General features: G+C 47.0%; 24 protein-coding genes, 2 tRNA genes and 1 pseudogene. 11 read left to right on the top strand and 16 right to left on the bottom strand.

What is annotated here, in order from left to right; all coding sequences use genetic code 11:
* Positions 1 to 86: 86 nt before the first annotated feature.
* From IEW67_RS10855 to IEW67_RS10845, 3 genes are all read left to right on the top strand, one after another.
* Positions 87 to 605 carry a hypothetical protein gene (locus tag IEW67_RS10855; RefSeq protein WP_188633094.1) on the top strand — a complete coding sequence of 173 codons (519 nt, stop codon included), beginning with the start codon at positions 87 to 89 and terminating at the stop codon, positions 603 to 605.
* 59 nt (positions 606 to 664) lie between these two features.
* Positions 665 to 740: transfer RNA gene (locus IEW67_RS10850), tRNA-Gly, on the top strand.
* A gap of 3 nt (positions 741 to 743) precedes the next feature.
* Positions 744 to 817: transfer RNA gene (locus IEW67_RS10845), tRNA-Pro, on the top strand.
* 279 nt (positions 818 to 1096) lie between these two features.
* Here the strand turns inward: IEW67_RS10845 and IEW67_RS10840 are convergent.
* A complete protein-coding gene (locus IEW67_RS10840) occupies positions 1097 to 4528 on the bottom strand; it encodes an alpha-N-acetylglucosaminidase (protein ID WP_188633093.1) in 3432 nt (1143 codons plus the stop codon).
* Positions 4529 to 4944: 416 nt separating this feature from the next.
* On the opposite strand from IEW67_RS10840, the gene IEW67_RS10835 reads away from it, so the two are divergent.
* Positions 4945 to 5412: a hypothetical protein gene (locus IEW67_RS10835; RefSeq protein ID WP_188633092.1), complete on the top strand. Its 468-nt coding sequence runs from the start codon at positions 4945 to 4947 to the stop codon at positions 5410 to 5412.
* Here the strand turns inward: IEW67_RS10835 and IEW67_RS10830 are convergent.
* Positions 5350 to 6486, bottom strand: a complete 1137-nt coding sequence (locus IEW67_RS10830) for an endonuclease/exonuclease/phosphatase family protein (protein ID WP_229671754.1) — start codon at positions 6484 to 6486, stop codon at positions 5350 to 5352. The two genes, IEW67_RS10835 and IEW67_RS10830, sit on opposite strands and share 63 nt — an antisense overlap.
* A gap of 126 nt (positions 6487 to 6612) precedes the next feature.
* Between IEW67_RS10830 and IEW67_RS10825 the strand changes: the two genes are divergently transcribed.
* A complete protein-coding gene (locus IEW67_RS10825; RefSeq protein WP_188633091.1) occupies positions 6613 to 7389 on the top strand; it encodes a hypothetical protein in 777 nt (258 codons plus the stop codon).
* Here the strand turns inward: IEW67_RS10825 and IEW67_RS10820 are convergent.
* From IEW67_RS10820 to IEW67_RS10805, 5 genes and pseudogenes are all read right to left on the bottom strand, one after another.
* A complete protein-coding gene (locus tag IEW67_RS10820) occupies positions 7292 to 8764 on the bottom strand; it encodes a serine hydrolase domain-containing protein (protein ID WP_188633090.1) in 1473 nt (490 codons plus the stop codon). The genes IEW67_RS10825 and IEW67_RS10820 overlap by 98 nt on opposite strands.
* A 162-nt stretch (positions 8765 to 8926) precedes the next feature.
* Positions 8927 to 9175, bottom strand: a complete 249-nt coding sequence (locus IEW67_RS18470) for an FIMAH domain-containing protein (protein WP_373288521.1) — start codon at positions 9173 to 9175, stop codon at positions 8927 to 8929.
* An 18-nt stretch (positions 9176 to 9193) separates the two neighbouring features.
* Positions 9194 to 10447: pseudogene (locus tag IEW67_RS10815) on the bottom strand (exo-beta-N-acetylmuramidase NamZ family protein); the annotation flags it as partial.
* 145 nt (positions 10448 to 10592) lie between these two features.
* Positions 10593 to 11207 carry a CalY family protein gene (locus tag IEW67_RS10810; protein WP_188633088.1) on the bottom strand — a complete coding sequence of 205 codons (615 nt, stop codon included), beginning with the start codon at positions 11205 to 11207 and terminating at the stop codon, positions 10593 to 10595.
* Between the two features lie 113 nt (positions 11208 to 11320).
* Positions 11321 to 13351, bottom strand: a complete 2031-nt coding sequence (locus IEW67_RS10805) for a glycoside hydrolase family 3 protein (RefSeq protein ID WP_188633087.1) — start codon at positions 13349 to 13351, stop codon at positions 11321 to 11323.
* A 383-nt stretch (positions 13352 to 13734) separates the two neighbouring features.
* Here IEW67_RS10805 and IEW67_RS10800 point away from each other — a divergent pair, with 383 nt between their 5' ends.
* On the top strand, positions 13735 to 14187 hold the full coding sequence (locus IEW67_RS10800) for a hypothetical protein (protein WP_188633086.1): 453 nt from the start codon (positions 13735 to 13737) through the stop codon (positions 14185 to 14187).
* A 74-nt stretch (positions 14188 to 14261) separates the two neighbouring features.
* On the opposite strand, the gene IEW67_RS10795 is transcribed toward IEW67_RS10800, so the two are convergent.
* A complete protein-coding gene (locus IEW67_RS10795) occupies positions 14262 to 16445 on the bottom strand; it encodes a malate synthase G (RefSeq protein ID WP_188633085.1) in 2184 nt (727 codons plus the stop codon).
* A gap of 147 nt (positions 16446 to 16592) precedes the next feature.
* Here IEW67_RS10795 and IEW67_RS10790 point away from each other — a divergent pair, with 147 nt between their 5' ends.
* The 4 genes from IEW67_RS10790 to IEW67_RS10775 all read left to right on the top strand — a co-directional run bounded on the left by IEW67_RS10790 (position 16593) and on the right by IEW67_RS10775 (position 19705).
* Positions 16593 to 17477, top strand: a complete 885-nt coding sequence (locus IEW67_RS10790) for a LysR substrate-binding domain-containing protein (RefSeq protein ID WP_188633084.1) — start codon at positions 16593 to 16595, stop codon at positions 17475 to 17477.
* Positions 17449 to 18384, top strand: coding sequence for a hypothetical protein (locus tag IEW67_RS10785; RefSeq protein ID WP_188633083.1), 936 nt, complete (start codon positions 17449 to 17451; stop codon positions 18382 to 18384). Before IEW67_RS10790 ends, IEW67_RS10785 begins: the two co-directional genes overlap by 29 nt.
* 75 nt (positions 18385 to 18459) lie before the next feature.
* On the top strand, positions 18460 to 19050 hold the full coding sequence (locus tag IEW67_RS10780; RefSeq protein WP_188633082.1) for a superoxide dismutase family protein: 591 nt from the start codon (positions 18460 to 18462) through the stop codon (positions 19048 to 19050).
* 214 nt (positions 19051 to 19264) lie between these two features.
* The gene (locus tag IEW67_RS10775; RefSeq protein WP_188633081.1) at positions 19265 to 19705 is read left to right on the top strand and encodes a ribosomal eL19 family protein; all 441 of its coding nucleotides are present in this window, start codon (positions 19265 to 19267) and stop codon (positions 19703 to 19705) included.
* Positions 19706 to 19719: 14 nt separating this feature from the next.
* On the opposite strand, the gene IEW67_RS10770 is transcribed toward IEW67_RS10775, so the two are convergent.
* The 5 genes from IEW67_RS10770 to IEW67_RS10750 form a co-directional block, all read right to left on the bottom strand.
* On the bottom strand, positions 19720 to 19935 hold the full coding sequence (locus tag IEW67_RS10770) for a DUF2922 domain-containing protein (RefSeq protein WP_188633080.1): 216 nt from the start codon (positions 19933 to 19935) through the stop codon (positions 19720 to 19722).
* Between the two features lie 120 nt (positions 19936 to 20055).
* On the bottom strand, positions 20056 to 20277 hold the full coding sequence (locus IEW67_RS10765; protein WP_188633079.1) for a DUF1659 domain-containing protein: 222 nt from the start codon (positions 20275 to 20277) through the stop codon (positions 20056 to 20058).
* A 215-nt stretch (positions 20278 to 20492) separates the two neighbouring features.
* Positions 20493 to 21401: an ATP-grasp fold amidoligase family protein gene (locus IEW67_RS10760; protein ID WP_229671758.1), complete on the bottom strand. Its 909-nt coding sequence runs from the start codon at positions 21399 to 21401 to the stop codon at positions 20493 to 20495.
* 31 nt (positions 21402 to 21432) lie between these two features.
* Positions 21433 to 22701, bottom strand: a complete 1269-nt coding sequence (locus tag IEW67_RS10755; RefSeq protein ID WP_188633077.1) for a lipopolysaccharide biosynthesis protein — start codon at positions 22699 to 22701, stop codon at positions 21433 to 21435.
* Positions 22702 to 22712: 11 nt separating this feature from the next.
* Positions 22713 to 23672: a glycosyltransferase family 2 protein gene (locus tag IEW67_RS10750; protein ID WP_188633076.1), complete on the bottom strand. Its 960-nt coding sequence runs from the start codon at positions 23670 to 23672 to the stop codon at positions 22713 to 22715.
* A gap of 332 nt (positions 23673 to 24004) precedes the next feature.
* On the opposite strand from IEW67_RS10750, the gene IEW67_RS10745 reads away from it, so the two are divergent.
* Complete coding sequence (locus IEW67_RS10745; RefSeq protein ID WP_188633075.1) at positions 24005 to 25048, top strand: LCP family protein; 1044 nt, start codon at positions 24005 to 24007, stop codon at positions 25046 to 25048.
* A gap of 152 nt (positions 25049 to 25200) precedes the next feature.
* On the opposite strand, the gene IEW67_RS10740 is transcribed toward IEW67_RS10745, so the two are convergent.
* The 3 genes from IEW67_RS10740 to IEW67_RS18580 all read right to left on the bottom strand — a co-directional run bounded on the left by IEW67_RS10740 (position 25201) and on the right by IEW67_RS18580 (position 26206).
* Positions 25201 to 25524: a nucleotidyltransferase domain-containing protein gene (locus IEW67_RS10740; protein ID WP_188633074.1), complete on the bottom strand. Its 324-nt coding sequence runs from the start codon at positions 25522 to 25524 to the stop codon at positions 25201 to 25203.
* A complete protein-coding gene (locus tag IEW67_RS10735) occupies positions 25505 to 25891 on the bottom strand; it encodes a HEPN domain-containing protein (RefSeq protein ID WP_188633073.1) in 387 nt (128 codons plus the stop codon). The genes IEW67_RS10740 and IEW67_RS10735 overlap by 20 nt, the downstream gene beginning before the upstream one ends.
* A gap of 198 nt (positions 25892 to 26089) precedes the next feature.
* Positions 26090 to 26206 carry a WecB/TagA/CpsF family glycosyltransferase gene (locus IEW67_RS18580; protein ID WP_505735187.1) on the bottom strand — a complete coding sequence of 39 codons (117 nt, stop codon included), beginning with the start codon at positions 26204 to 26206 and terminating at the stop codon, positions 26090 to 26092.
* Position 26207: the final 1 nt, after the last annotated feature.

Here is a 26207-nt window from a genome sequence, read left to right as displayed (position 1 = left end):
TTAGGAGGGGTTTTTTTAACAGAAGGTACATACAAAAATTCACCAAGAAATTTGCGGGCGCAGTCATCATCGACTGCACCTTTCCTATGAGCATACTGACCAGCACATTACGGCACAAGTTGTGGAGGTTCCTGCACAAGTTCAGGGCGCTCTCGCACGAGTTGAGACCGCTCTCGCTCAAGTTGTGGCTGCTCTCGCACGAGTTGAAGCCGCTCTCGCTCAAGTTCAGGGCACTCTCGCACGAGTTGAAGCCGCTCTCGCTCAAGTTGCGGTGCTTCTCGCACGAGTTGAAGCTGCTCTCGCTCAAGTTCGGGCCGCTCTCGCACGAGTTGAAGGCGCTCTCGCTCAAGTTGTGGCTGCTCTCGCACGAGTTGAGTACGCTCCCGCTCAAGTTGTGGCTGCTCTCGCACGAGTTGAGTACGCTCCCGCTCAAGTTGTGGCTGCTCTCGCACGAGTTGAAGCTGCTCTCGCTCAAGTTGAGGCCGCTCTCGCACGAGCTTGGAGCGTTCTCCATAATTGAGACGGCTTTCCCTCTTTTCTTTTTCGACTTGATAATCGGTAAGGTTAAAAAGCAGGTGTTTGACATTTTTAAGCACCGGGCGTAACATAAAAATTGTCGATTCAAAAAGGTTGAGAACCTATAAATAGGGCGAATCACATCGATGCGGAAGTAGTTCAGTTGGTAGAACACCACCTTCCCAAGGTGGGGGTCGCGGGTTCGAGCCCCGTCTTCCGCTCCATTACGGGAAGTAGCTTAGTTTGGTAGAGCGCCACGTTCGGGACGTGGAGGTCGTAGGTTCAAATCCTGTCTTCCCGATCACTTGCCTCTTGAGCTCCCACCTCTACTCAACTTGTGCTTATAAAGGGTTTAGCTTAGTTTAAAAACATGCAGACGTTTAGCAACCTAAAGCAACAAAGCCGGAATGACGTGAATCATTCCGGCTTTTTTATCGTAGTCGTTTATTTGGAAAAATGACGTCGCCCGAATCAGGTCGCTTTCCGCCCGAGTTCGAGCAACTCCCGCTCGACTTGCTGCCGTTTTTCGCCCGAGTTCGGCCCCCACTTAAGTTTAAACCGATTTCGCTCAAGTTAACCTCTACTGCCACTTCTCCTTCAAATAATCTGCATCCATTTTAATTTCCTGATAAGCCTTATCCGAAACCAAACCGCTCTCGTTATAATATTCCAGCAAGTCACCAAATCCTTTCAAATGTTTGACAACCTTTTCAGTTTCGTTGTTGTTGGCATATCGTTCCACAGCAGTTACATGCAATGTTAAAGCATGCGCAGCCTTGTCACTATTAATCCCCCCCGATTGACGGTAATCTTTTATCTTCTCCTTCACATCCGTCACGGTTAAGTCCTGCGCTGGGCTAATGGAAAACTCTTTAAACTTAACAACGCCCCTATGATCGTTAGACCCATTTGCGGCTGTCATGAACAATCCAGCATCCGGTGCTTCTGCCACTCCCGGAACATCGTCTGCACTAACTGTTGTCCAGGTTTCTCCATCCGTACTGCACTCACCTATAAAAGTGGTTCCTTCACGCGTTAGACGTAAGTATACTGGTGTCGTTTTATTCTTTGTCTTTTTATAGGAATCAACGTACCCGTCACCATTACTATCCCAGCTCAAAACACAGCCGTTTTCTGGTGTAATTGCCAGATTAATATATCCAGCTGAACCATTTTGTTTGGCTAAATCATTTCGGACAACTATTCCTGCACGTGCCCATGGAGCGGTGTGATCCTGCGACATAACTTTGGTGGTCACACTTTTTCCACTACTAAACGCATCCTTTTGATAGATTGTGCCGTACTCATTGGTCAAGCCCCACAGATCACTACCGCCACCATAGATAGCAAATTGCTCACCGGACTGACTGAATATGGCATTATTAAACGATTTTGTCTTAAATGGTGACTGGATATCTTTCACAATAAGCAAATTGATATTGTTTGACGTTTCTGCATTGGTAGCGCCATGTTTATAACTACCAGCAACATCTAGGTTTACTGAAAAATTACTGTCAATTTCTTCTGAAACGGTGATCCTCCATTTAACCGTAAATGCTTCCCCCGGAGCCAAAGAATCTTTTGACACATCGGTTAATGCCTCCGCCGTCATTCCATTTGGTGTGTCTAATGACAATTGAATATCCTTAGCATCCTCAAACATATTGTGGTTGGTAAATGTGACAGATATCGTCGTTGGTTCTCCAGGTGCAACAGCCACCCGATCATTACTCATTTCTATACTTGCCAGAGACTGGGAAGCAAGTTCATCATAGACTTGTTGTGCAAGTTCATAAATATCACCTGTTGATTCAAGCGGATAATCATTTGTTTGCTTTGCCCAATTATTACCAAACTCGTACCAATCAATTGATTTCGGGTTTTCTCCTGTCTTCAGGGCTTTGTCAAGTGAGTCGAAATAAGCCTTCCACCTTGAGTAATAATAATCACCAACCAGACCCTGCCATTCCCGGTTAGAGTAATCTTGTAATCCAGCCTCAGATCCGGACCTGTTGCCCCAAACGGTTAAAAGCGTACGAGCATCATATTCCAGATTTGCTGCTCCCTCTTCATTGAGGGCGAAAGAACGGGCCTTTTCCAGCCAAGGTCCAATCATTGTTTGTTTATTCGTGCCTACTACTTGGTCAAGTAATTTCATCCAATGCAGCCATTGATCACTAAGTTCGTTAAACTTCTCCCTGTTTTTTGCGTTATATGCTGCTTTAATCCGGGGCAGCAGTATCCGGCTTTCATTTGATATTACCTGGCGAGTAACATCCATCAAATCATACTTATATGCACTGCTGGTACGTAAAGATGAATCAACCTTCAGCAATTCCGGGAGAGCTTTTGCAAAGGTATTCGGATCGTAACGCATGGATGATGGTGACCAGGAGGCTGCTTTGGTCGCTGAGAGGCTAGGCTCCGCACCAAATAATCCATCCTGCGCTTCACTCCACCCATCTGCCGGCATACTATAGGCACTTTCCTGAAGTGCTTGCCATGCGTTCACAGCATGCTGATCAAAATCGCCATATCGGCGCTCTGTCCATTTGCTAAACCATGTATCAAGATTCACCGGTGTATCCCGCCATGCTAATTCAGAAAGGAAATCGAATGCTACTGGATTGTTATCACTTGCTTCCGGCATGATCGCAATCCCAGATAATGCGCTATTCGGTTTCTCAAGCCAATCCCAATACGTGGAATTCCATACCGACATATTCGCTCCCATGGTGGTATGTCCGCCGAAGTTCCAAATAGATCCAAATGCATATGGGGTATTAAGCCACTCTTCCTCCCGATTTAGGCCAGTATAGCGATCCGATAAACCATCGACAATTAGCATTTTGCTGCGATCTATTGCTTTAATTGTTTCTTTACGTGGGTTGGATTGCCAACCAAGAATGGCCCATATTGCTCCTGGATGCGCTTTTTCCAGTGCATTTTGTACCGCTATTGACGCATTTTGGACATTAACTTTTCCAGCTGTGCCACCTTCATGCAATAGATCCATTTTATACATTGTTGTTTCGCCAAATATTTCCTCTTGATTTTTATAAAAAGATGCAGCAACCTCTTGGTATAATACATTTGTTGGATCTAGCCATCCCGGGCGTTGAAATCCACTCCATGTCCCTTGAGGTACAACATTAGCATCTTGGTTTTTCTCTTCAAAATCCGCCGGAACCGTTCCAAAATACCCAGGGAAAACCGGTGTCATTCCAAGTTCCTTCAAGCGTTTCACAATCTTCTTCCCTAATTCCACACGTTTATTAATAACATCCTTTGAAATTGGGTCAGGAAAGCCGCTCATGTTCTGCAACAGCCACCAGGATTGATGAGCTGGTTGCGGAATCCATTCAATCATTTCCTCTTCTGTATAACCGAACTCTTGAAACGTTTTCTTATAAACAGCCTCCTGTCCTGGGTAAACCAACACCTCATTGACGCCGTGAAGCGCCAAAACATCAATCTTACGTTCCCAATAATCCCAGTCTGCATATGGCTGTGTATAACCTTGGTCCGTATCATTCAGAGCAAACCGATGCTGAACATTTGCCTCTTGTTTTATCTCAGATTCCGGAACAGGCAGTTTTTCAGGTAAATTAAGCTGTTCACCGTTCCAAGAAATGTTCGCATCAGCAACATATTTTAAATACCAGTTAAACCCGGTTAACAGAGCTGAAGTACTCGTTCCCTCAATTAAGATAGTGTTTTGGGTACCGTTATTCTTGTGTCCTTTTTGAATGCTAAAATAGTCTTTTTCATCATTTGTTTCTACCGCTTTAAAATGAAATTGCTTTGCAAATTTCTTGCCAATCAGACGTTCTACTGCTTTCTTGGTACTTTCTGTTTCAAACACCGAGTTCTGAGTAGAGTGTTTTTCATTGTTCACGTGGCTGTTTTTACCCGTTCCCGCTGACTCGGCAAATACCGGACTTTGTAAAACAAAAAATAAACACAGAAAGACCAGTAACTTGGTTAGGAGGTGTTGATGACTATTTTTCATTCATAGATCTCCTTTCTACATTGATGGCAATCTATATTATAATGAATAAGGCAAAGTTGCTGACTTGCCTTAGGGCTATAAAATCGTAAACCTATGAAAAAGAGTTACTGATATTTTCACACAATGTTTTCTATCGATCCCCGCCGGTAATCAAGATTCAGCCAGGTCTTAACGAAGGCGATAGAAAATATCATACATCCGACACCGGCAGCTTCATGCGTCTGCCACGTGATTCCACGCTTTTATCCCCTGCAACATACTCAGACGTTCCCTTATCAAGTTCAATAACACAAGTTAAGACTAACGCTTTATAAAGCGATTTCACAATAAATATATTGTTATATTTTTTATAAAAATTGTCTTTTAACTGATTTTTATTAAAATAGTGTTAGCCGGTTGCTATCGCCCTGCATGAGTTGAAGACGCTCTCGAACGAGTTTGAGACGTTATCGCTCAAGTTGAGGCCGTTCTCGCACGAGTTGAGGCTGCTCTCGCTCAAGTTTGGACCGTTCTCGCACGAGTTGAGGCCGTTCCCGCACGAGTTTGAACCGTTCTCGCACGAGTTGAGGCTGCTCTCGCTCAAGTTCGAGGCGTTCCCGCACGAGTTGAGGCTGCTCTCGCTCAAGTTCGAGGCGTTCCCGCACGAGTTGAGGCCGCTCTCGCACGAGTTGAGCCCGTTCTCGCACGAGTTTGGGCCGCTCTCGCTCAAGTTGAGGCCGTTCCCGCACGAGTTGAGGCCGCTCTCGCTCAAGTTCGGGCCAACCCCATCCAACCCTGTGAAAAAAATGAGAGGGACAGTCCCTTCTCATTTTTGTTGGGTTCTATTGCCATTCACCCATCAACAATTCCGCATCTGTTTGAAGTGTCTCAAAAGCATCCTCTGACATATTTTCCTGCTGGTGCTCCAGCAATTTTTTAAAGCCTTCCATATGTTTAATGACCTTGTCGGCAGAGCTCTTGTCTTCATAATGGCTCACAGCATCGAGGTGAAGCTTTAATGAACGGGTGGTTTCAGCACCCTCCATTTCCCCTTCTTCCTGAAAGTATTCAACGAGGGCCTTCATACCGGATGCGTCAAATGGATGCTTCTCTGGATCAATAGAGACATCTGTCGTAACCGGAAGATGGTCGGATGCCATTGACGGAAAGACACTGGCTGACTGAACATCCATCCCCGGTGCTGTTAACACATAGTCAATTCGTTTGTTCGGCGAATTTGCCGGATACGTATGGCCTGGATCATCACGCGTCAATTTCCAGGTATCTTCAAACTGCTGAAAAAGTAGGTCCAATTCGGGTGATTCAGGGGTTGCATTCATATCACCGACTAAAACCCTGTTACTGCGCGCGGGCATAATTTCGAGCATATCTTCTACTTGCATTTCCCGAACAGTCGGGTCTGAGCGGTAATCAAGGTGTGTGACGTAATACCATACTTCCGCTCCGTCGACATGGATTTGCGCTTCAAGAAAGCCCGGGCCAGGTTTTGGAACAGGTTCAGCATCCTGGGTGGACAATCTTGCTATGTCGCGGTTTTCAGCATGCAGAATCGGATATTTGCTTAAAATGGCTACACCAAATTGCCTTCTGGGATCACCTGATGCTGCAGGATCCAAATTGTAAATCGGAGCAAAGTAGTAGTCCATGTCCAGTTTATTGGCTAGAGTCCTGATCTGATTGTCAAACTGGCTTCTGTTTCCCCAATGAACATCGACTTCCTCCAAACCTATGATATCTGCGCCGGATTCGCGAATCGTATTGGCGATTCGGTTCAAATTGTAATCGCCATCTGTCCCGATACCAGCGTGCATATTATAAGTGGCCATCGTGGCTGTAATTTCATCCGCGGGCTGTGCATTCTTTTCGTTACTTGAAACATTGCTATCTGCACTGACATGACCGGCTGAAGACAGTATGACAAGCGCCAGAACAGCAATGAGCATATACCGTTTTCTCACGTAAATCCCTCCATTTCTTAGAGCGGCCGCCCTCGCTCAAGTTGAGGCCGTTCCCGCACGAGTTGAGGCCGCTCTCGCACGAGTTGAGGCCGCTCTCGCACGAGTTGAGACCGTTCCCGCACGAGTTTGAGGCCGCCCTCGCACGAGTTTGGACCGCTCTCGCACGAGTTGAGACCGTTCCCGCACGAGTTTGGGCCGCTCTCGCACGAGTTGAGACCGCTCTCGCACGAGTTTGAACCGTTCTCGCACGAGTTGACCTCGCTCTCGCACGAGTTGAGACCGTTCCCGCACGAGTTCGGGCCTTTCTCGCACGAGTTTGGACCGTTCTCGCACGAGTTGACCTCGCTCTCGCTCAAGTTGAGGCCGTTCCCGCACGAGTTCGGGCCTTTCTCGCACGAGTTTGGACCGTTTTCGCACGAGTTGACCTCGCTCTCGCTCAAGTTGAGGCCGTTCCCGCACGAGTTGACCTCGCTCTCGCACGAGTTTGGACCGTTCTCGCACGAGTTGACCTCGCTCTCGCACGAGTTTGGACCGTTCTCGCACGAGTTGACCTCGCTCTCGCACGAGTTGAGCCCGTTCTCGCACGAGTTTGGACCGCCCTCGCACGAGTTGAGGCCGTTCTCGCACGAGTTGACCTCGCTCTCGCTCAAGTTGAGACCGCCCTCGCACGAGTTGAGGCCGCTCTCGCACGAGTTGAACTCGCTCTCGCTCAAGTTGAGGCCGCTCTCGCACGAGTTGAGACCGTTCCCGCACGAGTCCACGCCACTCCCGCATGGGTTGCGTCCGCTCCCGCCCGGGTTAACCTTTATCGCCACTTCCCAATCAAATAATCAGCATCTGTTTGAAGTGTCTCAAAAGCATCCTCTGACATGTTGTCCTGCTGATGCTCGAGCAAATTTTTAAAGCCTTCCATATGTTTGATGACTTTTTCCGCAGAACCCTTGTCCTCATAATGGCTCACTGCATCGAGATGGACTTTTAATGCGTGCGCGGCCCGATCGCTTGAGAATTCCCTATCCGCTGCCAAATCCTCGACAAGTGTTTTCAGAGTGGATGCACTCCAGGCGTTAATAGCAGCACCTGTCTTTCCTGCAACTGCTCGGCGTATCGGATTAGTGGATGGCGCCTCCCGTGTCGGGTGAACCTTATTCGTTAGTAAAATGGCCACCGTTTCCTTGTTTGGATTAATCACGATTGATGTTCCCGTGAACCCGGTATGTCCCATCGTAACCGGCCCGGATAAATCACCCATATACCAATCCTGGTTCAATTCCCAGCTCAGACTATGCGCATTACCCGGAAATTCAGGCAGCTGATTTTGCTCCATGATGTCGACGGTTTCTGTTTCAAGAATGCGTGTACCTTGATATGTGCCATCATTAAGGATCATTTGGGCAAAAACCGCTAAATCCTCTGCAGTCGAAAACAAACCGGCGTGACCGGCAACACCATCCATCGCCCAGGCGTTTTCGTCATGCACTTCACCCCAAACCATTCCACGATCTGTTTGCGGCTGATACTCCGTTGCCGCAATGCGATTCTTTAGTGATTCAGGCGGATTGAACATCGTATCCGTCATGCCGAGCGGTTCGGTGATATTTGCTTTAACATATTGGTCAAGCCGCTCACCTGAAATTTCTTCGATCACGGCAGCCATTGTAATCATGTTCAGATCGCTGTACCCGTAATGTGTACCAGGCTCGTGCTCTAATGCAGTTGAGAACACTTCCTGATAGGCTTCTTCCCGGGAATCCGTCGTTTTATAAAACGGAATCCACGCCGGAAAACCGGATGTGTGTGTCAGCAATTGCCGGATCGTGACATCAGACTTTCCATTTTGCGCAAATTCCGGAATATAGTCTGCCACCGGATCGTCCAGTTCAAGCTTGTCTTGTTCGTACAACTGCATGGCAGCTGCCGCCGTAAACACTTTCGTTATGGAAGCTAAATCAAAGATCGTATCCGTTTGCATCACCACCGGGTTTTCCATTTCGGTAAAATCATCATCCAAATAGCGCGCGGCATAGCCGTAAGCGTCTTTTTTCACAATCGTGCCGTTTCTGGCTGCTAAAAAGACAGAACCCGCCATATACTGATCATCAATGCCCTGCTGAATAATGCCATCGATGTCATCCAATGGCTGTTGCAGCATTTGCACACTGTTTGGCGATCCGGGTTCCACAATGGGCGCAGCAGCCAGAGCTTTCCCGTTGCCTGCAAAAAGCACCGAAGCAACTACAGCACAGGCCAGTGTGACTGATATCAATCTATTTTTCATACTATATCGCCTCCCCGATTTGAAAAACTCGGCATTCGCCTCGTTTATAGCGAATGCCGAAGCTTTTCTTGTAAGGTCATCCATAATTTATACTTTCTGACGTTAAAATAAAGTCCCCCCGCGGCGAGGCAAGCCCCCGCCGTAAGAGGCACTATAAAAAACCTATCCCCACTGTCCCATCATGGATTTTGTTTTGGCCATCAGCGCATCATACGCATCCTCAGAAATCGCTTCATTCTCCAGTTGCTGGTTAAGCAGCAGCTTAAAACCCTCAATATGTTTAGCGACTTTGTCAGCCGAATCGTCCTGTTCAAACCGTTTCACGGCTGTCAAGTGCATTTTCAGAGCCCGCACGGCTTCATCATCGGAAAAGGCTCCTTCTGCTTCAAAACGCTCAACCATGTCGATCATTTCCTGGGCGCTTGTTGTATATAAAAGATACTCTCTCCGTACGTCTTTGAAATCTTCCAAACCGGCTTGCCATTCTTCGACGATTGCATCCACTGATGTGCCGTTTTCGATTTCTTCACGCACCCAACCATTGCCGATCAACTTATCAAAAAATGAGACACCTTCACTATTTTCAGCGCGGAATTTAAAATCGTCCGGATACATATCATGAATTGTTTTGACAATGGTCAGACCTGTTTTTACAGGTTTGTATTCATCCCGGTCCTTGATATGAATTTGAATGCCCCCGGACAGTTCACCGGCATGCTTTGAAAATTGCGGTGTGAAGTAAGCCGATCTGAATTGAACACCAGGCAATTCAGCATCATTCATCTGTTCTGCAAGGTCGGCTCCTTTAATAAACGGGGCACCAATCAGTTCAAATGGTTTGGTCGTGCCGCGTCCTTCCGAGACATTCGTCCCTTCGATCAAGGCGGCTCCCGGATAAACAGTGGCTGTATTCAGTGTCGGCATATTTGGTGACGGCAGCACCCATTCAAGTGGAGTGTCATCATAGTACATAGAACGCTCCCATCCGTTCATTTCAACCACTGATAAATCAGCTCCAATGTCAAACTCATTGTTGAATAATTGGGCGAGCTCGCCAACCGTCATACCGTGACGAAGCGGAATCGGATACTTTCCGACAAACGATTTGTAGTCAGGGTCAAGCACCGGCCCCTCTACTTTGACACCACCGAGCGGATTCGGACGATCAAGCACCATAAACTTAATGTCATTTTCTTCAGCGGCTTCCATTGCTAAAGCCATCGTGTAAATATACGTGTAAAAACGCGTGCCGACATCCTGAATGTCAAACAGCAGGACATCAACGTCTTCCAGCATTTCCGGTGTCGGTTTCCGCGTATCACCATACAAACTGTAAACAGGCAGTCCGGTCCTTTCGTCAATGTAAAAGTCAACATCGTCGCCCGCCTGTGCACCCCCACGAACACCGTGTTCCGGACCGTATAAAGAAACGAGGTTCACATCGGGATGATTGTTTAGTGTATCGACAATGCTGTTTAATTCCTGGTCAACCCCTGTGGGATTCGTAATCAAGCCGACATTTTTATCCTCAAGCTGGTCAATTTCTTCATTGAGCAGCACTTCAACGCCAGGCGAAAAACGTTCCTGGCCGTTTGAATCCTCCTTTTCATCACCGGCCACTGCTGCCGGTAACAGTGCTAACATCAGGACAACTGCCAGCGTCACGATCGACCATTTTTTCATAGATTTCCCTCCATTTTGATTGATTTTAAGTCAAGGTTTAAACGGCTTAATGTTTAGTGGTCTCTCCAATATTTAGCGAGTGCCTCCACATATGGTCTTTTACGTAAAAGAGGCAGGTTTATCCTGCCTCTCTCCCGGGTGTCAATCAGTTATTATTATTCTCATCTTCATTGCCGTTCTCGCCTTCGTCTGCTGCTTGTTGTGCATTAAATGTCCATTCAAGATTTAACGCATCGCCCTGGAATTGATTTTGGTCTTCTCCGCTATTGACGAACGTGAACTTGACGACAAGATCATCGAGTGAACCGGGTTCAAGACCATCCTCAAGCATCGGATCGAAAACGTGCTCGTTCACCGCTTCAGGCTCCATGTTTTTCAATTCTGCCAATGTTGTTTTATAAATCACTTCATCAAGCTTGTCAGCGTTGTATAGAAATTCAACCTCGATTTGACTGCCAAAGTCTTCTGTATTGTCACCTTCTGCATCGGTTACGGAATAATCCGTCTCCAGCAGTACTTTATCAATTGCAAGCGAACCATTATTTTGCAGTTCAAAGTCACGGGTCATGGAATCGCCCGGCTGAATGTTATCAACATCAATGACCTTCGTCGGCTCGACAGCCAAATCAATCTCCCCGGCTGCAAATGTGTTGTTTGTTGTCTCGCTATCGCTGAAATAGGCGTACGTTCCGCCACCGATTAACGTTAAACCAAGTGCTGCCGACAGAACCCCCATGCCTAATTGCTTTTTAATCCCCATTAAAAATGCCTCCTCTAATAGTTTTCTCCTTTGTGGAGTATTATTTTAAATGCCTCTATGGCCATTCCAAACGATGTCAGATGTGATAAGATGCAAGTGATGATGCCTGCATTTTATTGTGCCGTTTTCCATTTCTCAATGAGCTGATCAGCTTCGGTCATCAAATAGCTATGGGCTTTCGCTGAGATCTTCCCATTATTTTTGTGATGATTGATTAACTGTTTGAAACTTTTCATATGTTTAACGACCTTTTCTGACGCATCTTTCTTCTCATAATGGCTCACGGACGTTAAATGCATCGTAATGGAACGCGCTGTCGAGTCATCCTCAATTTCTCCTTGTTCTATCAGGTTGTCAACAAGTGTCTTCATGCCGTCTGCGCTCCGGGGTGTGTCCACATAATCCAATCCGTGCCCATAATCATACAATTCCGGAATGGTTACCGGGAGCTTCCCGGATGGATTGACTTCACCGGCGATGACCTTTGCCAGTGCCTTCACTGACACGTCCTGGAAACCATATGTTGTCAGATAAGCGTCCACCTCTGGGAAAACCATCAGATCATAAGGATTCCGGATTGCTGCCACCGTAACAGGCTTGCCGGTTGCTTCAATCTCCTGCACCAGCTGCTCCTGGGCCTCATTTGTATTGGCGGTATATGTTGTGACAATGACTTTCTCGGCCTCCCGGGCGTTCGCCACAGCATTCTTGATTTCTGTATCGGATGGGCTTGTCCCTGTTGCCATGCTGTTTGCTTCGATCCCTTTTTCATTCAATTGATCCGAAAGCAAATCCGGTTCCGCCGCGGACGGGCCGGTAATGAATACTTCATCATTGCCTTTCAGCGGCAGCAGGTCATTCTCATTTTTCACAAGCGTAATGCTTTTGTCCGCAATGTCCTCAGCCGTTTGCAAATGGTCGTCCGTGCCGATCTCTTCAATGGCTCCCGGATCAGTGTACGGATCGTCAAAAAGACCCTTATCCATTTTTGCTTTTAAAATGCGGAAAACAGACTCATTCACCCGTTCCTCACTGATCTCCCCGCTTTCGACAGCTTCCATCATGCTGTTATAGGCCAACTCAACATTCGGCGGATTTAAAAGAACGTCGTTGCCGGCTTTGAACGCTTCAACGGCGACACGGTCCTCCGGTACCACATTGGCCCCTGACATGCCGAGACTGTCTGTGACAATTAACCCGTCAAAACCCATCTCTTCACGCAATAAGCCGGTAAGAATCGGCTTTGAAAGTGTTGCCGGAAGCCCGGAATCATCCAGCGCCGGCACTACAATATGCCCCGACATGATCGAATCGATGCCGGCATCAATCGCAGCTTTAAACGGCTTCAAATCCACTTCATGCAGCGTCTCCAAGTCATGATTGATAACCGGCAGTCCGTAATGGGAATCCACGTCCGTATCCCCGTGTCCCGGAAAGTGTTTCGCTGATGCCATCACATTTTCTTCCTGGTAAGCGCTTACCTGTGCAGCCGTCAGACGCGAAACCAAATCAGGATCCTCACCAAACGAGCGGACACCGATAACCGGATTCGCCGGGTTGACATTGACGTCCGCAACAGGAGCATAGTTCGTGTTAATCCCAAGACTGCTCAATTCCTCACCCAGGATACCGGCTGAAGCGGCTGCATACTCCTCGGAGCGTGTCGCCCCGAGTGCCATATTGCCTGGAAAAACAGTCCCCGGACTTGTCACCCTCTGCACAATACCACCTTCCTGGTCCGTTGCAACAAAGAGAGGAATCTCACTCTTCTGATCCATGGCAATCTCCTGCAGACCATTTGAGAGCGCATTCACTTGTTCGGTATCAACAGGTTTCTCAATGTTATGGGTCCAGTTAAAATAAAGCACACCACCAATATGGTAGTTTTCGATCACTTCTTTAAAATTCTTTCCACCGCGATTACGATCCAGGTTGGTTTGCTCATAATCCGGATCAGTCGGTGTTTGTCCGTAAACATGGACGACAAATAATTGCCCGATTTTTTCCTCTAACGTCATGTCGTTCATCTTATCGCGGATCAAATCTTCTGTTCCACTCGCGCTGTCAGCAAATGTATGAGCCGGGAAAATAAGCATCAAAGCCAGCAGAAAAGAAAGGATTGACAACAAATGACGATTTTTCATGTTACGCCTCCCAGATAATTCTTATTTTGGGGTATAAAATTTTTAAATAGCCTGATAGATTTATGCCAAAATAGCATGACATCAGTCGCTACACGATACTTCCCCCTTTCCGATTGGCTCGTTGTATCCGGGTAAAATTTCATCTTGAGGACAGAATGTGAAATTTCTCGGGTGGAAGGTGAGGTCTCACACCATTATTGTAAAATGATGACGAATCATTACAATAAGATTATCAATTTATGACAAGCCCGTCTATATAACTTTTGTTTCATTTTTCAGAAATATCATGCATTTAAGCCCGTCTTTTGAACTGGTACTTTTTTCCCTTTTATCCTTAACGGACAGTCAAAATTCGTCAGGGGTGCTCGAGTCGAATTGGAGTTTTGCATAAGTTCGCGGCGTTCCCGCACGAGTTCGGGGCGCTCTCGCTCAAGTTGAGGCTGTTCTCGCTCAAGTTTGAGGCGCTCTCGCACGAGTTCGAGCCGCTCCCGCACGAGTTCGGGGCGCTCTCGCTCAAGTTCGCGGCATTCCCGCACGAGTTCAGCGCGCTCTCGCACAAGTTGAGGCTGTTCTCGCTCAAGTTCGCGGCGTTCCCGCACGAGTTCGCGGCGCTCTCGCACGAGTTCGCGGCGCTCTCGCTCAAGTTTGAGGCGCTCTCGCACGAGTTCGAGGCGTTCTCGCACGAGTTCGAGGCGCTCTCGCACGAGTTCGGGGCGCTCTCGCACGAGTTCGAGGCGTTCTCGCACGAGTTCGGGCTGCTGTCGCACCATGCTGGGACGCGATGTCTGACTCTTTGTCCATGTCGCCCAATCCGCCGTTGTTTGACGGGTTACTAAGGGATATAAAACAGCAGGAAAATTGAGAGGGCAGGCTATCGCCATAAAAATCCCTCTCATTTCCTGCTGTCCCCTCATTCCACCATATTCAATGCTTCCTTCTTTTTCGCTTCTAAGCGGCGCTTATGCAATATCGGCTCAGTATAGCCGTTTGGCTGCTCCCGTCCTTTAAACACCAAGTCACATGCGGCCTGGAATGCAATCGAGTCGGCATAATCAGCGGCCATTGGACGGTATGCAGGATCACCCGCATTTTGCTGATCGACAATTTTGGCCATCCGTTTCAGGGTATCCATCATCTGCTCCTCGGTGCAGATATCATGATAAAGCCAGTTGGTGAGCATCTGGCTGGAGATGCGTAGTGTCGCGCGGTCTTCCATCAGGGCAACATCATTAATGTCAGGGACTTTTGAACAGCCGACGCCCTGCTCGACCCAACGCACAACATAACCAAGCAGTGTCTGACAGCTGTTGTCCATTTCCGCCTGGATCTCATCAGCTGACAAACTTGAATCGTTCGTAGCAGGTAGCTGCAATACATCATCTCGATAGTCTTGCGGTGTTTTTTCGATCTCCGCTTGGATTTTTTTCACATCCACTTGATGGTAATGCAGCGCGTGCAGGGTGGCAGCTGTCGGGGATGGCACCCATGCTGTGTTGCCGCCTGCTTGCAAGTGGCCGATTTTTTGCTCAAGCATAGCAGCCATTAAATCCGGCATCGCCCACATGCCTTTGCCGATTTGCGCTCTGCCCTTCAGACCAGCATCAAGGCCAACGCTGACATTATTTTTCTCATAGCCATTAAGCCAGGTTGATGCTTTCATCTCGCCTTTGCGGATCATCGGACCGGCTTCCATGGATGTATGGATTTCATCACCTGTGCGGTCGAGGAACCCGGTATTGATAAACACCACGCGTTCGCGCACCTCATAAATGCAATTTTTCAGGTTCAGGGTGGTGCGGCGCTCTTCATCCATCAAACCAATTTTCAGCGTATTGCGCTCCATATCGAGCATATCTTCAACACGCTTGAATAATTCATTGGCAAACGCCGCTTCTTTAGATCCGTGCATTTTCGGCTTGACGATGTAAACAGAACCGGTCTGTGAATTTTGATATGGTCCGTTGCCGAGCAGGCTGTGCTTTGCCATCAGACTTGTGAAAACACCATCTATAATGCCCTCGAACACTTCATGACCATGTTGATCAAGAATAGCACTGTTCGTCATCAAGTGCCCGACATTGCGTACAAACATAAGCACACGGCCGTTCAGGCTCACCTCTCCACCGCTCGGACTCGTATACGTACGATCAGGATTTAATTCGCGCGTTACATCTTTTCCATTTTTCGAAAATGTCGTCGACAAATCGCCCCGATTCAGACCAAGCCAGTTGCGGTAAATAAGCGTCTTGTCTTCTGCGTCAACGGCCGCTACCGAGTCTTCACAATCCATGATACTTGTTGTCGCGGATTCCATGAAAATATCTTTGACACCGGCTGAATCTGTTTTGCCGATCGGATGATCAGCATCAATCTGTATTTCGATGTGCAGTCCGTTATTCTCGAGCAAAATGGCATCGGGCTTTTCGACAGTGCCGCGGTAGCCTTTAAACTGGGATGTGTCTTTTAGGCTGGTCGTCTTGCCATTTTCCAATGTCACATCGAGTTTTCCGTCATTTATTGTATAGTGAATGGCGTCTGTATGTGAGGCGCTCTCAAGTGGTGTATGCTCATCAAGGAATTTTTTAGCGAAAGCGATTACGTTTGCACCGCGGACAGGATTGTACGAACTGGACTTCTCAGCACCGTCTTCTTCACTGATCACATCGGTACCATACAAAGCATCATAAAGTGATCCCCAGCGTGCGTTAGCAGCATTCAAGGCATAGCGCGCGTTGTCAACCGGTACAACAAGCTGTGGTCCCGCCTGCTTGGTGATCACCTCGTCGACATTTTCAGTCGTAATCTTGAAATCATCCACTTCAGACTCCAAATAGCCGATATCCTCAAGGAATCTTTTATACGTTTCCAAATCAAACGTATTATTTAGCTTATGCCATGTATCCATCTGTTTTTGTATCGATTCCCGTTCATCCAGCAATGCTTGATTTTTCGGCGTCAGATCAGCAACCAATTTTTCAAGATCCTCCCAGAATGCTGCTCTGTCCAAACCAGTTCCCGGCAGCGCTTCCAAATTGACAAAATCGTAAAGTTCCTTGGCGACTTGCAACTGCCCCGATTTGATATATTCTGTCATCCCTGAATCCTCCCTTGTGCTTTTCTTCAGTTTAATACGGCCCGGGCAAAAACTAAAATACATGTTTTGCATGAACACTATTCCTTTTGGCTATACCTTGACGTATAATAGGCGTAACCATAGATATATGAAGGGGCGGCGATCCATATGGACATCAGGCAATTGACTTGTTTTTCGGAGGTTGCACGGCAAAAAAATGTCACACGGGCAGCTGAAACACTTCATATCTCACAGCCATCACTGAGCAAAACAATCAAAAATCTGGAACGAGAACTTGATGCTCCGCTGTTTGATCGAAGTACTCATCAGCTGAAATTGACCGATGCGGGTAAGGCCTTTCTGATCAGCGCACGAAAAGTGCTTGATTCCTTTGAAAACCTCACATCTGAAATGGAAGATGTGATGGATGTCAAAAAAGGTGAAATCAAAATCGGTATCCCCCCAATTATCGGTGCTGCTTTTTTCGCTCCATACATCAGCCGCTACAAAGAAACGTATCCGTCAATCGACCTGTTATTGACAGAAGTCGGCAGTAAGACAATCAGACAGGGTGTCAGTGAAGGCGAATTGGACATCGGCCTGATTTGCAATACCCCGGCAAGCGAGGAAAACCTTGCAACCATACAACTATTGAAAGATCCTCTAATGCTCATGGTACACAAAAACAATCCGCTCGCTGGTGAGATGACACTTGAGTTTACCGCAATCAAAAACGAACCGCTTATTTTATATCGCCAGGATTTTTCGCTTCATGATCAGATTATGGAAGCCTGTACCTATTACGGATTTGACCCGAAAGTCGTCTGCGAAAGCTCCCAGAAAGACTTTATGATTGAAATGGTTGAGGCCAAACTGGGAAGCACCCTACTCCCGAGCCGCATCTGCAGCCGGATTAACAATGATAACCTTACAGCAATCCCCTTCGCCCAACCTGTCGTTAACCTGGAACTCGGCATGGTTTGGAATAAGGATAACTATATACCATATGCCGTGCGGGAGTTTATTGAAATGTCGGCGTCTTATCGGGTTTGAGACGTTCTCGCACGAGTTGAGGATGCTCTCGCTCAAGTTCGAGGCGTTCCCGCACGAGTTGGGGGCGCTCCCGCTCAAGTTCGGGACCCTCTCGCACGAGTTGAGGCTGTTCTCGCTCAAGTTCGAGGCGCTCTCGCACGAGTTGAGGCTGTTCTCGCTCAAGTTCGAGGCGCTCTCGCACGAGTTGAGGATACTCTCGCTCAAGTTCGAGGCGTTCTCGCACGAGTTGAGGCTGTTCTCGCTCAAGTTCAAGGCGTTCTCGCACGGGTTGAGGATGCTCTCGCTCAAGTTCGGGACCCTCTCGCACGAGTTGAGGCTGTTCTCGCTCAAGTTCGAGGCGCTCTCGCACGAGTTGAGGCTGTTCTCGCTCAAGTTCGAGGCGTTCTCGCACGAGTTGAGGATGCTCTCGCTCAAGTTCGTGACGCTCTCGCACGAGTTGAGGCTGTTCTCGCTCAAGTTCGAGGCGTTCCCGCACAAGTTAGGGACGCTCTCGCTCAAGTTCGAGGCGCTCTCGCACGAGTTGGGGATGCTCTCGCTCAAGTTCGAGGCGTTCCCGCACAAGTTGAGGCTGTTCTCGCTCAAGTTTGAGGCGTTCCCGCACAAGTTAGGGACGCTCTCGCTCAAGTTCGTGACGCTCTCGCACGAGTTGAGGCTGTTCTCGCTCAAGTTCGAGGCGTTCCCGCACAAGTTAGGGACGCTCTCGCTCAAGTTCGAGGCGCTCTCGCACGAGTTGAGGATACTCTCGCTCAAGTTCGAGGCGTTCTCGCACGAGTTGAGGCTGTTCTCGCTCAAGTTCAAGGCGTTCTCGCACGGGTTGAGGATGCTCTCGCTCAAGTTCGTGACGCTCCCGCTCAAAAGGACCTTCGAATCACAAGCTGTGGTGACACATCATGGTATTTTAGGATGAATTATTGCTATAATCGTTTAGAAGCTCAAGTTCCCGGTTACAACGGTAGTAGTAAATCGGGAAAGGAGAATGTAAATGAAACGCTGGATAGTGTTGCTGATGCTGTTGGTTGTCGCATTTGCACTGGCGGCTTGCGGCGGAAATTCAAATACCGATGATTCAGACCAGGGAGATAATACAACTGAATCAAGTGAGCAAACCGGGGGCGACAGCGGAAAGACCGTTACAGTGGACTTACAAAATGGAAAAGAAGAATCCGTTGGCACCGCCACGCTAGAACACGTATCGAAAGGTGTCAAGGTAACGCTTGACGGAAAGAACATCCCAAAAGGCACGCACGGTTTTCACATTCATGAAAAAGGCACATGTGAAGCCCCCGACTTCAAATCGGCAGGCGGACATTTCAATCCCGGCGATACCAAGCATGGGTTTGATACATCAGGAGGACCGCATGCGGGCGACATGCCGAACATTACCGTCGGCGAAGATGGCACTGTAAAAATGTCTTATGTCGCAGAAAATGTGACATTGGAAAACGGTCAGGACAATTCCCTTCTCGGTGATGGCGGCACCGCACTGGTCATCCACAAAGGTAAAGATGATGGAAAATCACAACCGTCGGGCGATGCAGGCGATCGCTTCGCATGTGGGACAATCAGTAAATGATGTTTATGCAACAGGCATTCGCAGCTGTTAAGCCAGCGAATGCCTGCATTGTTTATATCCTCTTCATACCCACTATATGGCTGCCACCCCGTTTATTTTCAAGGCCTAAAGCTTGAGACGGAGCATAGGAACTGGGATCTGACACCCTGTCCCTACCGCACTCTATCAATAGGACTTTCGCGCGATATATGGGGCATTGCGCGATTTCTGATGTGTGCCGCGCGACCTTGTGATGGTGTCGCGCGAAATCAAGCCTCCCTCGCGCGAAATCAAGCCGCCCTCGCGCGAAATCAAGCCGTCCTCGCGCGAAATCAAGACACCCTCGCGCGAAATCAAGACACCCTCGCGCGAAATCAAGCCGCCCTCGCGCGAAATCAAGACACCCTCGCGCGAAATCAAGCCGCCCTCGCGCGAAATCAAGCCGCCCTCGCGCGAAATTCAGCCGTCCTCGCGCGAAATCAAGCCGCCCTCGCGCGAAATCAAGCCGCCCTCGCGCGAAATCAAGCCGCCCTCGCGCGAAATCAGGCCGCCCTCGCGCGAAATCAGGCCGTCGTCGCACGCGTTGACCACGCTCCCGCACAAGTCAAAAACCCTCGCGCCGCCCCAAATATACCAAAGGGACGCCGACATACTCAGCGCCCCTTTATTCCCTTAGCTGCCTTGCCTTCATTATGCCAATTCAATCTCCTCAACCGTACGATCAACAATCCTGGCTTCCTTGATGGATACGACATCACCACCTGATGAAGTGAAGGCATTCTGATTGATGATTTCCTCCATCGCAGCTTTGATGGCTGCCGGATCGGCCGGCTCAACCGGCTTTTCCACTGAATATGTGACGGTCTTGCCGTCTTCATTTAAAAATTTCAATTCGAGCTTCTTCATTGTGTCACCTCCCCCCTGTTGATGCGAATTATTCACATCCTCCGGCAGAACGATAATCCGTTATATCACGAATCCCCCCGAACCGTTCTGCTGCCTGCTGAATCGTCCTCATGGTTTGACTTATGCGGTGATTTCAGAGCTGTCATTACGCTCCACTTCCACCAGCGGGCGCTGCTGCAATCCTGAAACCGACGTGGCGATCGCATAAAGCTGATCGGCAGTTGCTTCTGTCTTCACATTGTTAAATCCTTTCGTTTTGAAAAGCTGTTTCCCGGACATTTCGTCCACCCCGTCGTCCAAGATAAGGCGCATCCGTGAGTTAACCATATGCTGTAAGGCCATGTTGCTCACCTCCCTTCACCCCTATAATCGAAATAAAACACAAAAAAGGGGCACGAAAATCAAATTATTTTCATGCCACCTTTTTCAGGCAGGATTCGATTATAGAGAAAAGAAGGTCTTGGATAATTGAAGATTTTCGGCGTATGCCGAAAATCAACACCCTTAAATTAAATGAAGCGCGATGGAATGCCGATCGAGGGAAAAGGGCCCAGACCCTAATATCCCTGGGGCAATTTTATCATATCGCCTAATGTGCTAAGCATGTTTTCGTTATAATGTGATGCCATGCCCCGATCCGGGGTAAAAGTCATTTCGCCTAACAGGGCTTTGCCGTTATCATCATAGAAATCAACACGCACAAACGGAAAAGGCGCTGCTAATTTTTTGGCATAGTGCACCATGTCATTAAATGACCGGGGACGCTCAATAAATGCCGCTTGTTTGACCGTCTGATCTTTTTCAAAATGGATGCTGTTCCATTCCAGATCAAAGAAAAAGCGTTTCACTTCGGTCGCCCGGTCAAGCGCCACCAATACCAATTCAGGTGAGCCATTAAAACAAAAAATTTTATAATCAATCGGCAGCTTGCCATCGTGTGTCTCAATCAATCGTTCACATAGAATACGCGGCGTCATTCTGGAATAATGCAATTCGGCACGGTCCAAGCCGTAATCAACTTTCAGCCAGCGGTTCAGTGTTGCCGCAGCCGCCTCATAGTCGAACGTGCTTTTATTATCGCACATCATATTCAACGTGGATGCACTGGTCACTTTCAGGATAAATTTTTGCGGAAGCTCATCCCAATCAATATTTGTGGCATCATCATAAACACCAAACGACTCAATTAGCGCTTCTGAGCAGCCGACCTCCTTTGCATAGTTGCGTACGTCATATTTATCACCGCATTTCGCAACAAGGGGATGCTGCCAATAGAGTTTCAGCCATTGGATTTTTTCATTGAAATCCTGTGGGTTTTTTAAATTAAGGCGTTTCCCGGTGTATTTTTTATACAAATATTTCGTAGCCAAATAAGGCGATAGGCGCGTGAATACGGCAATAAATCTTGCGAAGACCTTATGATAGACATTCATGCAAACTGAATTGCTTTTAAGCCGGTCCTTCATTCGTGACACGTTTGACACCTCTTTCCCTGACTTAATGATGTGTTTGGCTGATGTGAAGCGTCCTTAATATCAGTCCAAGACTCAGAAGCGCTGCTGCAACACTGAACGAAGCCACTGCCGCAACATCATCTGAAAATAAGACATAACCACCCAGCAGTGCAGCCGTCCGGATGATGACGGTAACAATCGAGTATTTCAGAAAAAAAGCCTGTGCCGCCAAAACCGGCAGTGCATTAATACAAGGCTGATTAACGAATATGAAAAAAATCCAAAGCGACATCCAGCGTGCATATTCACCGGCCGTTACCCAGTCAGAGCCAAACACAAAACTGAAAAGCCATGGCCCAAACAGCACAATCGTTCCAAACGGGATGATCCCAATTAATGCAAGTGTCACCGTTGCTCGGGCAATCAGACGGGTGAGATTTTCACCCTTGTCCTCAGCTTCAGTGATCCGGGGATAAAATACATCCCCGACCGATTTACCGATCAATTGAATAGGGAGACTTAACACCGTCCGTCCGATACTATAAAATCCCGCCGATGCAGGACCGAAAAAACCGGATAACAGTATGACGGGTATGTTATGTGATATACCATTGATGAATACTTGCGGCGCGCGATACTTCGGAAAATCACTGTATCGCTTAGCCAGTTTCCGATACGATAATGCTTCCTCATTTGCATCACCCGTATATCTAGTCGTAAGCAACAGCATTAACAACGCCTTTATCCCATTTGCCGACGCTGTTAAAACAATCAGCACAGTTGCTGCAGGGTGGATGAACCCGATCCCGGCTTTACCCCCCTGCACTATAAGCGCCTGCAGGAAAGATGCCTTAGCGGTGACGCCAAATTGCTTCGTACGGACAAGCCATTGCTCATTCGTCTGCATGAAAGCTGAAAATAAAATCACAAGCGGCACCAACAACAAAAACGGTGCGACATCTCCGAGCTGGAATAACTGCACAAGCGGCTTGTCAAACAATATAATGACCAGCGCTGCAACAGCCGCCATCCCGACTGACAGATATATCGAAAGACGCATCAGCCCTTTAGCCTCAGCTTCCCTCTTGGGAAGAACCACCGCAATCGGATACGTTAAAGCCGCAACGGGGGCGACGGTTTGGATAATCGCCATAAACACACCCATCAGTCCATACGCCTCAGGTCCATACAAGCGAGTGATTATGGGTGTTAATGCCAGTGAAATAGCTTGAGCTGCGGCAGTACCGGAAGCCATAATGACCACGTTGCGCACAAACGGCCTTTTCCATAACGTTAATAGTGTTTGTTTCATGCCAATCCCTTTTATCCTTTAAGATGATAATTCCGTTCCCGCTTCTGTCTTTGATAGACAAACACGGCATTCCTGAAAAACCAGACCGGATTAAACAGTTTCGGTTCAATCAAGCGCACTTTTTGCCGTTTCAGTTTAAGAAAAACCGTCATGACTTTTTTCCATCCGTAATCTGCAGCTTTAAGCAATAAGGGCCTGCCGGTTAACCCCAGTTTCTTGAATGCTGTTTTTGACAAGCGCGTTTGTAAAAAACGATACTGCCGGATAAACACGTCCAGCCTTGTATTAAATATGTCATCGTTTAATGTTTTTGTCAGACTGCCTTTAGTGGTTGTCGCACAATAAATCACATCATCCGAAACTTGAAACGTCGTCATATGATAACCCGCTTTAGTCGAAAACATCACATCATTGGCGGACATAACCTCGTCAAACTGAATTTGATAGTCATTTATAAAAGACGCTCGCATTAATTTTGACCAGGGAACGACGAATTTATAGCGCAGTGAACATTCCGCTTCTTCTGAACGGGGCGCACGCATGACCTCGTCAATTAATGTCACAAACGACAGGTGCCGGTCTGACCTGTTACCGGTATCGTTTTCAATGCTGGTTGGTTTGAAAAAAATGATATCTGCCGACGACTGAAAATAGGGCTGCAAGCGGTCGTAAAAACCTTCCGTAAAATAATCATCCGCATCAGCAAATAAAATCCATTTGCCTTCAGCATGGTTCAGCCCGATATTTCGACATGCACCGGCTCCCTTTTTACCGGGCTCATTGTAATGAACCACCAGATTTTTGTGTGCATGATGCCTACAGATTCGAGCCAGCTCATGCTGCTGGTTCGAATCACTGTGATCGTCTATCACAATGATTTGGATGGTTTCTGATCCGGGTATCGTCCCGATCAGTCTGCTTAATGAAGCTGTTGAATGATAATGCGGAATTATGATAGTCAGCTGCGGCATATGGGTCCCTTCATTCGCGTTTACCTTTATTATTGGCCAGAATGGTTCATTATAAAACAGGACGCAGAAAATCCGCATGATCAACAGTCATGATGATTGTACACGTTATAAAAACGTCCCATTCGCTGTAACATTTTTACTTGCAGCATCGTCTCATATACAACAAATTTGAAATGCTTTTCTAATTGGATTGTAATATAAACACGATTTACTTATTTGATAATCCATAGTAAAATGAGGATTGGTCTATTGTTAAGTGAATGTAAACTTTCAGCGACTTTTAAATAATACTGACTATATATATTTAAAGCTAATCGGAGAGGAATAGTGTTATGACTGATGAATCAAGACGAACGATGCGTAAAAAGAAAAAACGCAGATTAAGGAAAAGAGCCTTTTTTATATTAATTCCCTTGTTTATCGTTGTTGTCGGATTATCTTATGCAACCTATTTATACGTCAAGGCTGACTCTGTATTATCGGATTCATATGAAGATGATGGCAGAGAAAAATCCGAACTTCGTGAAACAGAGGTGGATCCGACCGAGGATAATGTTTCCATCTTGATTACCGGTGTCGATGCAAGTGATGTCCGCAACAATGCTGACAATGCGCGAACGGATACATTGATGCTGGCTACATTGAATAAAGAAGAGAAAAGTGTCAAAATGCTGAGCATCCCAAGGGATTCGCTGGTTTACATCCCGGAAGTCGGCCGCGAAGACAAAATAAACCATGCCCATGCTTATGGCGGTATGGATGCAACCATCAGCACAGTGGAAAATTTATTGGATATCCCGGTCGATTATTATGTGAAGCTTAACTTTGAAGCATTTATCGAAGTCGTGAATGCAGTAAATGGTATTGAGTTTGATGTCCCTTACGAATTAACGGAACAGAACTCAAAAGACAAGGCAGGAGCTATTCACCTCATGCCCGGCGAACAGAAACTCAATGGTGAAGAAGCGCTGGCACTCGCCCGCACCAGAAAGCTCGATAATGATATCGAACGCGGCAAACGCCAGCAGAAGATCATAAAAGCTGTTGCCAACAAGGCGATGTCCCTGAATTCCATCTTAAAATATGACGATATCATTGAAGCCGTGGGCACCAATATGACCACCAACATGAAATTTGGCGAAATGAAAAGCTTTATTTCATATGGCAGAGCCCGTGACAAACTGAACTTCGAGACGTACACTCTGCAAGGCACGGACTACCAGCCAAACGGAACGTATTACTGGCAGCTTGACCCGACGGCACTTTCTGAGACCAAAAGCATGCTGAAAAAACATCTTGAACTAAGTGATAAAGCCACCGCAACGGAAGAAGATGAATCACCAGCTGCATCAGGAGAAAACACAGGTTCATATTGATCATAAAACTGCCGGTCTGGATAAGACCGGCAGTTTTAGTTTTATATATGATTCACTCAACTAGATGGCCTTTATATACTATATGGCCGCTAACCCCTACTTAAAAGCGCCCGATTAAGAAAGATCGATAACTGAAATGAACAAGCCCCCATCTAGGCAGAAGCTCGATCCCGTCGGTAAATCACCTTACCCGTTTTCTTAATTTCTTCCAAAAATCCACCTCTGTACTCATCTTTTCCAATTAGAACGGGTTCAATCAAGACATGAACATCCTCACCAATTCGAAAAAGCCGGGTTAAGGACTGAAGATAATTCCCTTCGATGTGATTAACTACAACCGCAACATCAATATCACTATGTGTATGGGCTGTACCTTTGGCATAGGATCCGAATAAAACAACCAATTCCGCCGGATATTCTTGAATAACTAACTCTGCATAGTTTTCAACTAACTTTTCAACTTCTTTTGTACCCATTCAGACAACTCCTTTGTCTTTGAATAAATCTGCTGGCATTTTTGTTATCGAGAGCTTGCATAATCCTATCCTTGTCCTCTGGGTAACGACTTTCAATATTCAACGGACGTAGCTCTCTAATGAATGCGCGTTGTTCATCTGAAAGCTCTTCATTCAACCCTATAAGTTCAGTCAAATATGCCAGATTATGCGTATAAGGTGGAACCTCATCTTTCTGAAAAACAAAAAATACTTTTAAAAGCTTCTCAATCACTTGATGGCACATGAATCCCACATATAAAAATCTTTTTGTATCAAGCATAGCTTTTGCTGTTTTCAAGTCATAATCAGCCATATCTATCCAATAACTTACCTTATCGTACGGCATTTTAATCCCCTTATTCCTGATTTTCCTATATTGTATAATATTTCTGACATGAAAACAAAAGTAGATGAAAATGTAAGGTGATTTTTAATAAAAACCCATTCATAACAATAAAAAATGACTATCAAATTAATCTGCAAATTGATAGTCATTTTTGCTTACATTTTTAATGTTTGTAGTAGACAATGGAACCCGTCAGCATCAGCTTTTTCTCAGTTTAATTCGTATGATAAATTCGAACACCTTCAGTATCCGCTTAAAACGGGACGGCTGCTTTATTAACCGGTACAGCCACTCCAGATTAAGGTTGATCCACATT

The sequence above is a fragment of the Lentibacillus kapialis genome, assembly GCF_014646635.1.
Classification (GTDB): domain Bacteria; phylum Bacillota; class Bacilli; order Bacillales; family Amphibacillaceae; genus Lentibacillus; species Lentibacillus kapialis.
This window is presented reverse-complemented; position numbering and strand designations above follow the sequence as displayed.

Bases quoted from the DNA above. Each gene is read 5' to 3' on its own strand.
- IEW67_RS10855 (WP_188633094.1), top strand. From the start codon at position 87: ATGAGCATACTGACCAGCACATTACGGCACAAGTTGTGGAGGTTCCTG.
- IEW67_RS10840 (WP_188633093.1), bottom strand. From the start codon at position 4,528: ATGAAAAATAGTCATCAACACCTCCTAACCAAGTTACTGGTCTTTCTG.
- IEW67_RS10820 (WP_188633090.1), bottom strand. From the start codon at position 8,764: ATGAAAAATAGATTGATATCAGTCACACTGGCCTGTGCTGTAGTTGCT.
- IEW67_RS18470 (WP_373288521.1), bottom strand. From the start codon at position 9,175: ATGATCGACATGGTTGAGCGTTTTGAAGCAGAAGGAGCCTTTTCCGAT.
- IEW67_RS10810 (WP_188633088.1), bottom strand. From the start codon at position 11,207: ATGGGGATTAAAAAGCAATTAGGCATGGGGGTTCTGTCGGCAGCACTT.
- IEW67_RS10805 (WP_188633087.1), bottom strand. From the start codon at position 13,351: ATGAAAAATCGTCATTTGTTGTCAATCCTTTCTTTTCTGCTGGCTTTG.
- IEW67_RS10795 (WP_188633085.1), bottom strand. From the start codon at position 16,445: ATGACAGAATATATCAAATCGGGGCAGTTGCAAGTCGCCAAGGAACTT.
- IEW67_RS10790 (WP_188633084.1), top strand. From the start codon at position 16,593: ATGGACATCAGGCAATTGACTTGTTTTTCGGAGGTTGCACGGCAAAAA.
- IEW67_RS10780 (WP_188633082.1), top strand. From the start codon at position 18,460: ATGAAACGCTGGATAGTGTTGCTGATGCTGTTGGTTGTCGCATTTGCA.
- IEW67_RS10770 (WP_188633080.1), bottom strand. From the start codon at position 19,935: ATGAAGAAGCTCGAATTGAAATTTTTAAATGAAGACGGCAAGACCGTC.
- IEW67_RS10765 (WP_188633079.1), bottom strand. From the start codon at position 20,277: ATGGCCTTACAGCATATGGTTAACTCACGGATGCGCCTTATCTTGGAC.
- IEW67_RS10760 (WP_229671758.1), bottom strand. From the start codon at position 21,401: ATGAAGGACCGGCTTAAAAGCAATTCAGTTTGCATGAATGTCTATCAT.
- IEW67_RS10755 (WP_188633077.1), bottom strand. From the start codon at position 22,701: ATGAAACAAACACTATTAACGTTATGGAAAAGGCCGTTTGTGCGCAAC.
- IEW67_RS10750 (WP_188633076.1), bottom strand. From the start codon at position 23,672: ATGCCGCAGCTGACTATCATAATTCCGCATTATCATTCAACAGCTTCA.
- IEW67_RS10745 (WP_188633075.1), top strand. From the start codon at position 24,005: ATGACTGATGAATCAAGACGAACGATGCGTAAAAAGAAAAAACGCAGA.
- IEW67_RS10740 (WP_188633074.1), bottom strand. From the start codon at position 25,524: ATGGGTACAAAAGAAGTTGAAAAGTTAGTTGAAAACTATGCAGAGTTA.
- IEW67_RS10735 (WP_188633073.1), bottom strand. From the start codon at position 25,891: ATGCCGTACGATAAGGTAAGTTATTGGATAGATATGGCTGATTATGAC.
- IEW67_RS18580 (WP_505735187.1), bottom strand. From the start codon at position 26,206: ATGTGGATCAACCTTAATCTGGAGTGGCTGTACCGGTTAATAAAGCAG.